The organism is Cereibacter johrii (assembly GCF_001720585.1).
GTDB classification, from domain to species: Bacteria; Pseudomonadota; Alphaproteobacteria; order Rhodobacterales; family Rhodobacteraceae; genus Cereibacter_A; species Cereibacter_A johrii.
The window spans coordinates 1-11,503 of sequence record NZ_MABH01000105.1 but is presented as its reverse complement, the minus strand read 5'-3'; the positions used below and the strand labels follow the sequence as shown (position 1 = coordinate 11,503).

At 69.0% G+C, this 11,503-nt stretch carries 11 protein-coding genes; 6 read left to right on the top strand and 5 right to left on the bottom strand.

Annotated features, from left to right (window positions below):
* From A9O63_RS07740 to ccmI, 3 genes are all read right to left on the bottom strand, one after another.
* On the bottom strand, positions 1 to 183 hold a 183-nt coding region (locus A9O63_RS07740), incomplete at its 3' end, for a DUF1289 domain-containing protein (protein WP_069331405.1).
* Positions 180 to 662, bottom strand: coding sequence for a Holliday junction resolvase RuvX (ruvX, locus tag A9O63_RS07735; protein ID WP_069331404.1), 483 nt, complete (start codon positions 660 to 662; stop codon positions 180 to 182). The genes A9O63_RS07740 and ruvX, both read right to left, overlap by 4 nt.
* Positions 659 to 1,912 (bottom strand): c-type cytochrome biogenesis protein CcmI, encoded by a 1,254-nt coding sequence (gene ccmI / locus A9O63_RS07730; protein ID WP_205631828.1) that lies wholly within the window; start codon positions 1,910 to 1,912, stop codon positions 659 to 661. The genes ruvX and ccmI overlap by 4 nt, the downstream gene beginning before the upstream one ends.
* Positions 1,913 to 2,108: 196 nt before the next feature.
* Here ccmI and A9O63_RS07725 point away from each other — a divergent pair, with 196 nt between their 5' ends.
* From A9O63_RS07725 to A9O63_RS07705, 5 genes are all read left to right on the top strand, one after another.
* Positions 2,109 to 3,356: a sarcosine oxidase subunit beta family protein gene (locus A9O63_RS07725; RefSeq protein ID WP_069331402.1), complete on the top strand. Its 1,248-nt coding sequence runs from the start codon at positions 2,109 to 2,111 to the stop codon at positions 3,354 to 3,356.
* A gap of 79 nt (positions 3,357 to 3,435) precedes the next feature.
* Complete coding sequence (locus A9O63_RS07720; RefSeq protein WP_015920448.1) at positions 3,436 to 3,810, top strand: hypothetical protein; 375 nt, start codon at positions 3,436 to 3,438, stop codon at positions 3,808 to 3,810.
* Between the two features lie 39 nt (positions 3,811 to 3,849).
* Complete coding sequence (locus A9O63_RS07715) at positions 3,850 to 4,173, top strand: sarcosine oxidase subunit delta (RefSeq protein WP_009562311.1); 324 nt, start codon at positions 3,850 to 3,852, stop codon at positions 4,171 to 4,173.
* Positions 4,170 to 7,151 (top strand): sarcosine oxidase subunit alpha family protein, encoded by a 2,982-nt coding sequence (locus tag A9O63_RS07710; protein WP_069331401.1) that lies wholly within the window; start codon positions 4,170 to 4,172, stop codon positions 7,149 to 7,151. The genes A9O63_RS07715 and A9O63_RS07710 overlap by 4 nt, the downstream gene beginning before the upstream one ends.
* A complete protein-coding gene (locus A9O63_RS07705) occupies positions 7,144 to 7,701 on the top strand; it encodes a sarcosine oxidase subunit gamma (protein WP_069331400.1) in 558 nt (185 codons plus the stop codon). Before A9O63_RS07710 ends, A9O63_RS07705 begins: the two co-directional genes overlap by 8 nt.
* 66 nt (positions 7,702 to 7,767) lie before the next feature.
* Here A9O63_RS07705 and A9O63_RS07700 read toward each other — a convergent pair whose 3' ends face one another.
* Complete coding sequence (locus A9O63_RS07700) at positions 7,768 to 9,657, bottom strand: acyltransferase family protein (protein ID WP_069331399.1); 1,890 nt, start codon at positions 9,655 to 9,657, stop codon at positions 7,768 to 7,770.
* Positions 9,658 to 9,923: 266 nt separating this feature from the next.
* On the opposite strand from A9O63_RS07700, the gene A9O63_RS07695 reads away from it, so the two are divergent.
* Positions 9,924 to 10,523: a superoxide dismutase gene (locus A9O63_RS07695; RefSeq protein ID WP_069331398.1), complete on the top strand. Its 600-nt coding sequence runs from the start codon at positions 9,924 to 9,926 to the stop codon at positions 10,521 to 10,523.
* Between the two features lie 153 nt (positions 10,524 to 10,676).
* On the opposite strand, the gene A9O63_RS07690 is transcribed toward A9O63_RS07695, so the two are convergent.
* On the bottom strand, positions 10,677 to 11,231 hold the full coding sequence (locus A9O63_RS07690) for an LOG family protein (RefSeq protein WP_069331397.1): 555 nt from the start codon (positions 11,229 to 11,231) through the stop codon (positions 10,677 to 10,679).
* Between the last annotated feature and the right edge of the window lie 272 nt (positions 11,232 to 11,503).

The following is an 11,503-nucleotide window of genomic DNA, read 5'->3' as shown; positions in this document are numbered from 1 at the left end:
CGGCGCCCGCGCGGGCAGCTCGGCCATCACCGCACGGCGCGCCTCGGGCGTCAGGCGGGACCAGCCGGCGATCTCGTCGAGCGTCCGGTGACAGCCCACGCAGATCCGCTCCTCGGGATGGATCATGCAGAGCTTCACGCAGGGGCTCTCGATCTCGTCGCGCTTCCAGATATCGTCCTTCATGGGCCCCCCTCGCGGCCGAGCCAGTCCAGACGGTCCAGCACGCCCTGCAGGATATAGCCCGCCGCGACGTGATCGATCACCTCGGCGCGACGCTTTCGCGACGTATCCGCCTCGAGGAGCGCCCGTTCCGCCGCCACGGTGGACAGGCGCTCGTCCCAGAACCCCACCGGCAGCGGCAGCACCTGCACCAGATTGCGCGCGAAGGCGCGGGTCGATTGCGCCCGCGGCCCCTCGCTTCCGTCCATGTTGCGCGGCAGGCCGAGCACGATCCCCACCAGCCTGCGCTCGGCGGCGATGGCCTTGAGCTTGGCCGCATCCTCGGTGAACTTCGTGCGCCGCACGGTCAGAAGCGGCGTCGCGATCCGCCTGAGCCCGTCCGAGACCGCCACGCCCACCGTCTTGGTGCCGAGGTCGAGACCCGCGAGCGCGCCGGTGCGCGGCAGGCTGGCGAGGAAATCCTCGATGCTGTCGTGGATCACTCTGCCACCCCCGCCTGCGCGCCCGCCGCGCGGATCGTGGCCAGCTCGGCGTCGCGCCCGTCGAACCGGTCCAGCGCTTCGCCGTAGATGGCGCGGGCACGGTCGGTCTCGCCCAGCACGCCCAGGGCGCCGATCAGGCGCGCCCATTCCTCGGCCGTGCCGCCCTCCGTCGCGAGCCGCTGGTTCAGGCCCTCGACCATGCCGCGGATCATCTCCTGCCGGGCCTCGGGGGTCATCGCCTCGGCCGCCCGCACGGCCTCTTCGGAAGGGCCGGGCGGGGTCTCGCCTTCGGGGGCCGCCGCGGGCGGCAGCGCGTATTTCACGCCGGCAAGCCAGGCCAGCTGCTCGATCTGTGCGCGCAGCGGCGCGACCCAGGGGTCGCCCGGGCGCGAGCTTTCGAGAAGCGAGCGCCAGAGGCGGAAGGCCATGTCCGGCCGTCCGGTCTGGGCGAGGAGCATCCCCGAATAATAGCGCGCCGTGCCGTTCTGCGGATCGAGGCGCAGCGCTTCGGTCAGACGGGCCTCGGCCTCGGGCGAGACGATGCCGCCGGCGGCGAGGATCATGAGTTCGCCCAGGGCCGCCTGATCCTCGGCCGTGACCTTCGGCTGCGACAGGTCGATCACCTTCGCCTGCGCCCGCGCCGCGGCCGCATAATTGCCGAGCGCGGCCTCGTTGCGGGCGAGAAGCTCCTGTCCGCGGATGTCCTCGGGGTTCCGGGCGACGGCGGCGCGCAGCTTTTCCATCAGGTCGAGAAACTGCGCATCCGGCGCGGGGGCGTCGGGGCGGGGCGTCTCAGCCATCCGCGCCTCGGCCTCGGCCTGGCTCGGACGGTCGCGATAGGCCGTTTCGGCCTGGGCCAGCCGGGCCGACATCGGCATGTCCTGATAGCCGGGCGCGCCGAGATCGAGATAGGTCGCGAATGCGCCGCCGAGGAGGACAAGCATCGCGCCCGCGGCCGCGATCCGGGCCGAGCCGGGGGCCCGCGCTTCCGAGCCGGCCGCCTTCAGCGCACGGTCGGCCTCGAGCAGGCGGCGCGAGACCTCGGCCTTCAGCCGGTCGGCCTCCTCGGGCCTCATCGTGCCGCGGGCGAGGTCGCGCTCCACCTCGCGCAACTGGTCGCGATAGACCTGCATGTCATAGGCCGCGGCCGGGGCCGCATCCCGGCCTCCGCGCAACAGCGCCTGCACGAGGATCACCCCGACACCGAGCGCGATCACGCCGGCGAGGATCCAGAACAGCGTCATTTCCATGCAGTCCCCCGTGCTGACGGCCTTCATGTAAGGGGTCTGGCTGATGCGCAAAAGGGTCAATATCCCGTCATCAGGACGCAGGCGGATGTCGCAACTCGGTGATGTCGCATTTGTGCGGATTGTGCCGCTTGCACGCGGGGCTATAACTCGTCCCCGTTCCAGAAGGCTCTAAAGGCCCGAGACGGGGAGTCGGCACATGAAACGCTATTCGGTCTTCGCCATCGCCCGCGAGGCGCTGCGCCATCATACGGGGTGGGAGCGCGCCTGGGCCTCGCCCGAGCCCAAGCCGTCCTATGACGTGATCGTGATCGGCGCCGGCGGCCACGGTCTGGCCACGGCCTATTATCTCGGGAAGAATTTCGGGATCACCAATGTGGCGGTGATCGAGAAGGGCTGGCTCGGCGGCGGCAACACCGGGCGCAACACGACGATCATCCGCTCGAACTACCTGCAGGATCCGTCGGCCGCCATCTACGAGAAGGCCCGCAGCCTCTACGAGACCCTGAGCCAGGATCTGAACTACAACGTCATGTTCAGCCCGCGCGGGCTCCTCATGCTGGCGCAGACCCATCACGAGGTGCGCGGCTACATGCGCACGGTCCATGCGAACCTGCTGCAGGGCGTCGAGACCGAATGGATCGGCCCCGAGCAGGTCAAGCGTCTGGTGCCGATCATGAACATCCACGGGCCGCGCTATCCGGTGCTGGGCGCGCTGCTCCAGAAGCGGGGCGGCACGGCGCGGCACGATGCGGTCGCCTGGGGCTATGCGCGGGCCTGCTCGGCGATGGGCATGGACATCATCCAGCAGTGCGAGGTGAAGGGCGTGCGCTCCGAGGGCGGCCTCGTCACCGGGGTCGAGACGACGAAGGGCTTCATCGGCACGAAGAAGCTCGCCATCGTGGTGGCGGGGCATTCGGGGCAGGTGGCCGAAATGGCGGGCTTCCGGCTGCCGGTCGAGGCGGTGGCGCTGCAGGCGCTGGTCTCGGAGCCGGTCAAGCCCTGCATCGACGTGGTGGTGATGGCCAACACGGTGCACGGCTACATGAGCCAGTCCGACAAGGGCGAGCTGGTGATCGGCGGCGGCACCGACAGCTTCAACAACTTCACCCAGCGCGGCAGCTTCCACCACATCGAGGAGACGCTGCGCGCGCTGGTCGAGACCTTCCCGATCATCTCGCGCCTCAAGATGCTGCGGCAGTGGGGCGGGATCGTGGACATGACCGGCGACCGCTCGCCGATCCTGTCGAAGACGCCGCTGGGGAACTGCTTCATCAACTGCGGCTGGGGCACGGGCGGCTTCAAGGCCATCCCGGGTTCCGGCTGGGCCATGGCGGAGCTGGTGGCCAAGGGCGAACCCGGCGCGCTTGCCGCGGAATTCGGCATGGACCGGTTCCGCGAGGGCCGTTTCATCGACGAATCGGTCGCGGCGGGGGTCGCGCACTGATGCAGCCGCGTTACCGTGTCGCTTTGACGCCTGTGCTCCATGCGGTATCTCCTGTGCACAACTCTCTGGAGACGCCGACATGTTCTCATTCATCGACGACATCCCGTCCTTCGAGCAAATCAAGGCCCGGGTTCGGGACGACCTCAGGAAATACGGCTGGGACAAGCGCTGGAACGACTCCCGCCTGGTGCAGAAATCGCGCGAGCTCCTCAACGACGAGGAACTCAAGATCGATCCTGCGACCTGGATCTGGAAGCGTATTCCCTCTCGTGAAGAGGTCGCGGCCCGTCGCCAGCGCGATTTCGAGACTGTCTGGAAACACCGCTACCGGCTCGGCGGCTTCGCCTCGGGCGCCCTCGTGGCCCTGGCCCTCGCCGGCATCTTCTCCACGGGCAATTTCGGCGGTTCCTCGGACGCCAACAACCGCCCCAGCGTCGTCTATCCCATCGAATGACCCGGGCGCCTGCGCCCGGCCAGACCGGAGCGCAAGCGCATGCTGATCCTCGAATGTCCCTACTGCGGCGTGAAGGCCGAGGAGACCGAACTCAGTCCGGGTCATGAGGCGCATCTGAAGCGCTTCGGGCCCGGATCGTCGGACGAGGATTTCGAATCCTACATGTTCGCCCGGAAGAACCCCAAGGGGGTTCACTTCGAGCGGTGGCGTCACAGCTACGGCTGCGGCAAGTGGTTCCTCGCCGCGCGCTGCACCGCGACGCTCGAGGTGTTCGGCACCTACCCGGCGCAGACCTCCGAGCCTCCCCCCGACATCGTCGCCCGCATCAAGGCGCGGCGTCCGGAATGGGAGGGTTACAAATGAGCACGCGTCTCGCACGGGGCGGACGGCTGATCGACCGCAGCCGGGCCGTCGACTTCACCTTCAACGGCAAGCGGATGCGCGGCTTCGCGGGCGATACGCTGGCCGCGGCGCTTCTCGCCAACGACCAGATGCTGGTCGGGCGCAGCTTCAAGTATCACCGTCCGCGCGGCATCGTGGCGGCGGGTGCCGAAGAGCCGAACGCGCTCGTCCAGCTCGGCACCGGCAGCCGGTCCGAGCCGAACCAGCGCACCACCACGACCGAGCTCTTCGCGGGTCTCGCCGCGGCCAGCCAGAACCACTGGCCGAGCCTCGAGTTCGACGTGGGGGCGGTCAATGCGGCGGCCTCGCGCTTCCTGCCCGCAGGCTTCTACTACAAGACCTTCCTGCAGCCGCGCGCCGCCTGGAAACCCCTGTTCGAGCCGGTCATCCGCCGCTCGGCGGGCCTCGGACGGCCGCCGGAAGAGCCCGATGCGGACCGCTATGAGCAGGCCTATGCCTTCTGCGACCTTCTCGTGGTGGGCGGCGGCATCGCGGGCCTTCAGGCGGCGCTGAGCGCCTCGGCCTCGGGGCAGAAGGTGATGCTGCTCGAGCAGACCCCGCACTGGGGCGGACGCGCCCCTGTCGATGACGTGCTGATCGACGGGCGCCCGGCGGCCGACTGGGTGGCGGACACGGTGGCGGCACTCGAGGCCGCGCCCAATGTCACGCTCCGCACCCGCTGCATGGCGGCCGGCGTCTACGACCACGGCTATGTGCTGGCCGAAGAGCGCGTGGCCGACCATACGCCGGGCGACGGGCGGCCGAAGAAGCGCCTCTGGCGCATCCGCGCGGGCAAGGTCATCACGGCCACCGGCGCCATCGAGCGGCCGCTGCCCTTCGCGGGCAACGACATTCCGGGCGTCATGCTGGCCTCGGCGGTGCGCGACTATCTGGTGAACTGGGCCGTTTCGCCCGGCGACCGGGTGGTGATCGTCACGAACAACGACGACGCCTACCGTACCGCCATCGCCGTCCACCGCGCGGGGCTCACCGTGCCGGCCGTGCTCGATGCGCGGGCCGAGGCCAATGGCGCGCTGCCCGAAGAGGTGCGCAGCCTCGGCATTCCGGTCCTCACCAATCGCGCGGTGGCCAAGGTCAAGGGCGGCAAGCGGGTGACGGGCGTCACCGTCTGTGCGCAGGCGGGCGAGGGGGCGGTGCTCGACTCCTTCGACTGCGATGCGGTCGCCATGTCGGGCGGCTGGTCGCCGGTCGTCCATCTCTGGAGCCACTGCGGCGGCAAGCTGATCTGGGACGAGGCGCAGGCGGCCTTCCGGCCCGATCCGGCCCGCCCGCCGATCACCCATGACGGCTCGGCCATGGTGGCGGTTGCGGGCTCGGCCAATGGCGAGCTGCTCTCTGCCGATGTGCTGGCCGACGCGATCCGCGCCGTGGGCGGCGAGGGCGAGGCGCCCCGGGCGCAGAGCCCCGAGGAGGCGCCGACCGAGCCGGTCTGGATCATGCCGCAGGGCGCCCCGCCCGCGCTGCGCTCGAAGATGTGGCTCGACTACCAGAACGACGTGAAAGTGTCGGATGTGCAGCTCGCCGCCCGCGAGGGCTACGAGTCGGTCGAACATACCAAGCGCTACACGACGCTCGGCATGGCCACCGATCAGGGCAAGCTCAGCAACATCAACGGGCTGGCCGTGCTCGCAGGCTCGCTCAATGCGCCGATCCCCGCGGTCGGCACCACCACCTTCCGCCCGCCCTATACGCCCGTCACCCTCGGCGCGCTGGTGGGCGAGGCGCGGGGCGAGATCTTCCAGCCGCTGCGCCGCACGCCCATGCACGACTGGCACGAGGCCCATGGCGCCTACTGGGAGCCCGTGGGTCTCTGGCGCAGGCCCTACTGCTACAGCCGTCCGGGCGAGAGCCACAGCGACGCGGTGGCCCGCGAGGTCACCAACGCGCGCACGAAGCTCGGTCTCCTCGACGCCTCGACGCTGGGCAAGATCCTCGTGAAGGGGCCCGATGCGGGCCGCTTCCTCGACATGCTCTACACCAACGTCATGTCGAGCCTGCCGGTCGGGCGCTGCCGCTACGGCCTCATGTGCAACGAGAACGGCTTCCTGATGGACGACGGCGTCGTGGTCCGTCTCTCCGAGGACAGCTGGCTCTGCCACACGACCTCGGGCGGGGCGGACCGGATCCATGCCCATATGGAGGACTGGCTCCAGTGCGAATGGTGGGACTGGCAGGGCTATACCGCCAATCTCACCGAGCAGTTCGCGCAGGTGGCCATCGTCGGCCCCAACGCGCGCCTGCTGCTGGAGAAGCTCGGCGGCATGGATGTCTCGAAGGAGGCGCTGCCCTTCATGCACTGGGCGGAAGGCACCATCGCGGGCATTCCCGCGCGGGTGTTCCGCATCAGCTTCTCGGGCGAGCTCTCCTACGAGGTGGCGGTGCCCGCGGGGCAGGGTCTGGCCTTCTGGCAGGCCTGCCTCGAGGCGGGCGCCGAGTTCGGCCTCATGCCCTACGGCACCGAGGCGCTCCATGTGATGCGGGCCGAGAAGGGCTTCATCATGATCGGCGACGAGACCGACGGCACGGTGGTGCCGCAGGACCTGAACCTCGGCTGGGCGATCTCGAAGAAGAAGGCGGACTTCATCGGCAAGCGCGGCATGGAGCGGACCTTCCTGTCGAGTCCCGACCGCTGGAAGCTCGTGGGTCTCGAGACGCTCGACGGCTCGGTCCTGCCCGACGGCGCCATCGCGCCCGCGGCGGGCTCCAATGCCAACGGGCAGCGCAACACCCAGGGCCGCGTGACCTCGACCTACTGGTCGCCCACGCTGAAGAAGGGGATCGCCATGGGCCTCGTCCACCGCGGGACCGACCGTATGGGCGAGGTGATCGAGTTCCCGAAGATCTGGGGCGGCGTGGTGCAGGCGCGGATCGTCGATCCGGGGTTCTACGACAAGGCGGGAGAGAAGCAGGATGTCTGAGGCGGTCAGCGCGCTGGGGAACGCCAGCTTCGAGGGCTTCGCGACCGTGCGCGAGCTGGGGCCCATGGGGATGATCACGCTGCGGGCCCGGCACGATCTGCCGGCGCTGACCAAGGCGCTGCAGAAGGTGCTGAAGGCGGAGCTGCCCGAGCGGCGCCGCATCGTCTCGGCGGGTGAGGTGCGCGTGGGCTGGATGTCGCCCGACGAGCTTCTGATCCTTCTGCCCCATGCGGATGTGACGGCGCGGGTCGCGGCGCTCACCAAGGCGCTCGGAACGGCGCATGCGCTCGTCACGGATGTCTCCGACGCGCGCTGCCTCTTTGCCATCGAGGGCGAGCGGGCGGCGGAGGTGCTGATGAAGCTTGCTCCGGTGGATCTGGCGGCGCTCGAGCCGGGCGAGCTGCGCCGCACCCGTGTGGCGCAGGTGGCGGCGGCCTTCTGGGCCGAGGAGGGCGGCTTCCGCCTCGTGGCCTTCCGCTCGGTCGCGGCCTACGTCATGGGGCTTCTGGCGCATTCGGCCCAGCCGGGAAGCGAGCTGTTCCCGGCCTGACGCGCGGCTCTGAACTCAGGAAAAGGCCAGAGGCATCCTCGCCTCTGGCCCTTTTAGTTTCAGCCCTCAGTTCGACAGCGACTTCGCGATCACCGGCCGCGAGGCGACCAGCGGGAAGTAGGTGGCCACGGCCCGGCGGCTGCCGAAGTCGGTGAAATGGCCCGCATCGTAGAACAGGAGCTTCCCCTCGCTCCGGTAGGGACAGGGCCCCGCGCCACAAAGCGCGGCCACCGGATCGACGAAGCCCGCCCCCGGGCTCGCCGCTTCCAGCGCCTCGTTCAGGTGCGGCTCCAGCGCCACCGTCCAGCTCGCCTCGTCCGCGCCGGCCGACTTGGCATAGGAGATGATCGGCACGTCGATCACGAAGAGCGGCGACTGGCCGATGACATGGACCTCGAGGCCACGGTCCTCGAGCGCCCGCACCGTGTCGGCGAGCGTGCCGATCCCGCGCGAGCGCAGGTCGACCCAGCGCGCCGAGAGCACCACCGTGTCGATGTCGAGCTGGTCGATCAGCTCCATCGCATGGCCGTTGAACGCCTGACAGCTCGGCCGGGCGAAGGAATAGTAGGACAGGACCGGCGGACAGCCCGCCTGGGTATATTGCCAGATCCGGTGCGGGATGGCCTTGGCCTCGGCCTCCAGCCCGGGGGCGTAATGGGCGGCATAGGAGTCGCCCCAGAGAAGCACGCGCTTGCCCTCGTTCTTCACGATCTCGCAGGCCTCGGCGTCCCAGTTGCCGAACTGCCAGTCCGACTCGAAGAAGCAGGTGCCATTGTGCCACGAGTTGCGCGTCTCCTCGGTGGTCTCGGCCTGCGCCGTGACAATCCAGCCCGGATGCCGCGCGGGCAGGCCGCCGCTCTGAACCAGCGCCAGCCCCCCGACCGCGAAGACCGCGAGCCCCGCGAGCGAGGCCCCGAAGAGCGCAGGCCGCCCGGCGAGGGTGGCGCGGTTGCGGAAGGGCTGCTCGACCCAGCGATAGGAGACGAGCGCGAGCGCGAAGCTCAGCGCCACGATCAGCACCACCTGCGCAGGACCGGGCTTCTGGAGCGTGGTGTAAAGGAGGAAGACGCAGATCGGCCAGTGGACCAGATAGAGCGAGTAGGAGATCTTGCCGATCCCCACCAGAGGCCGCAGCGACAGGAAGCGCGCGACCAGCGTGGGCGAGGCCCGCCCGGTCCAGATCATGAGCGCGGTCCCGAGGCAGGGCGGCAGCGCGGCCACGCCGGGGAAGGGGGTCGAATCGGTGTAAAGCACCACCGGCACCAGCGCGAGCCCGAGGCCCGCGAGCGCCGCCGCCTCGTTCGCCATGCCCCGCAGGGCCACGCGGGTGGGCAGGATCGCCACCAGCGAGCCCAGCAGCAGCTCCCAGGCGCGGGTGGGCAGCAGGAAGAAGTTCGCGGTCGGCCCGCGCTCGGTCATGTAGACCGAGAGGGCGAAGGAGGCGATCAGCGCGATCAGAAGCACCGCCATCTCGGCCCGGCGCACGAAGCGCCAGACGGCCCAGATCGCCACCGGAACCACCAGATAGAACTGCTCCTCGACCGCCAGCGACCAGGTGTGCAGAAGGGGGCGCAGATGCGCGCTGGCCTCGAAATAGCCCGAGTTCTTCCAGAAGTAGAAGTTCGCGGTGAAGGTGGCGGTCCCGAACAGGGATTTCGCATAATCGATGAGCTGGGCCGGCAGGAACAGGATCACCGCCGCCAGCGTCGTCAGGGCCAGCGTGAAGAACAGCGCGGGCAGGATGCGGCGGGCGCGCCGCTCGTAGAAGGTCACGATCGAGAAGCGGCCTGCGGCGAGATCGTCGCGAATGATCGTCGTGATCAGGAAGCCCGAGATCACGAAGAAGATGTCGACCCCGATATATCCGCCCGAGAAGAGCGTCACACCCGCGTGAAAGAGCAGGATCGGAAGGATCGCGAGCGAGCGGAGGCCATCCACATCGGGCCGGTAGCGCATGAAATGAAGTCCTGCAAGAACGTTTCTGAAAATTTCGGCTCAGCCGGAAGCATGGCGCAATGGACCGCCGCGGCGCTTATGATGTCGGGCGGCTGCAGGATTTTCAACCCCTGCCGACCCGGGCCCCGCCGTCTCGCCCGAGAGGCTCCGGGCGGGACGGCGGGGCCTTTGCTGCGACATCGGGTCGCCGCGGCCCCTTGACCTTGCCGTCACCTGCGCTCTTATTGACCGCGAACGCACGGATTGCGAAAGCAAAGGAGAGACCGATGGCCTTCACCCTTCCTGACCTTCCCTATGCCCACGACGCGCTGGCCGCGCTCGGCATGTCGAAGGAGACGATGGAATATCACCACGACATCCACCACAAGGCCTATGTCGACAATGGCAACAAGCTGATCGCCGGCACCGAGTGGGAGGGCAAGTCGGTCGAGGAGATCGTCAAGGGCACCTACCAGTCGGGCGCCGTGGCGCAGAACGGCATCTTCAACAACGCCAGCCAGCACTGGAACCACACGCAGTTCTGGGAAATGATGGGGCCGGGCGAGAAGAAGATGCCGGGCGAGCTGGAGAAGGCGCTGGTCGACAGCTTCGGCTCGGTCGAGAAGTTCAAGGAAGACTTCGCGGCGGCCGGCGCGGGCCAGTTCGGCTCGGGCTGGGCTTGGCTCGTGAAGGATCAGGACGGCGGCCTCAAGGTCACCAAGACCGAGAACGGCGTGAACCCGCTCTGCTTCGGCCAGACCGCGCTGCTGGGCTGCGACGTCTGGGAGCACAGCTATTACATCGATTTCCGCAACAAGCGCCCGGCCTATCTCTCCAACTTCCTCGAGAAGCTGGTGAACTGGGAAAACGTGGCCTCGCGCCTCTGACACGGCCGGCGGAGTGCCCTCGGGGCGCTCCGCTTCTCCGCCGGGAATGCCGCCCGCGCCCGAAGACGCGGCACAGGCTCCGGCCAGGACACCCGCGGCTCCTCAAGCGGCGCGGACTCCCCATCTTCTCGGACAGGACGCGCGCCGTCTGCCTCAGCAGAGAGCGGCGCGCAGGTGGCTCGTGAGCGTCGCCACATCCGGTGCGGCGACGTAATAGTCGCGCAGCGCCCCTTCGGCGAACCCTTGCGCAATCACCGCCTCCATCAGCGCCACGAGCGGCTTCCAGTAGCCGTCCGTGTCGAGAAGGAAGATCGGCTTCTCGTGCAGACCGATCTGCCGCCAGGTCAGAACCTCGAAGAACTCGTCGAGCGAGCCCGCGCCGCCCGGCAGCACCACGATCGCGTCGGAGTTCATGAACATGACCTTCTTGCGCTCGTGCATGTTCTCGGTGACGACCATCTGGCCCAGATCGCGCCGGCCCTGCTCGCGGGCGAGAAGATGGGTGGGGATCACGCCCATCGTCTGCCCGCCCTCGGCGAGCGCCGCGCGCGCCACCTCGCCCATCAGGCCCACGTCCCCGGCGCCGTAGACGAGCCGCCACCCCTCACGGGCGAGCGTCCGCCCAACTTCACGCGCATCACGGGCAAAGGCAGGGTTGAGCCCCGCTCGGGAGCCGCAGAAGACGCAGACGGAACGGAGCTGGGACATGATCTACCTGTGGATAAGGGCTTGCGTCCGGTCTTGATATCCGTGTTCCTGTAACCGAGACAAGTCAGGCGCCGCTAGGCGCGCCGGGAGCGGATGGACGATGCCCCTGTTTGGCAGGATGGGACCGGGCGCCTGGATGGCGCTTGCAGCCGGGGGAGCGGCGGCAGCCGGCGGGATCGGCTACTGGGCCTGGAGCGAGCGGGCGGCCGTGCCGCCGGACCCCGCCACGATCCAGGCGCCCGCAGAGGCGCAAGGCGCGGCGATGGCCCCGG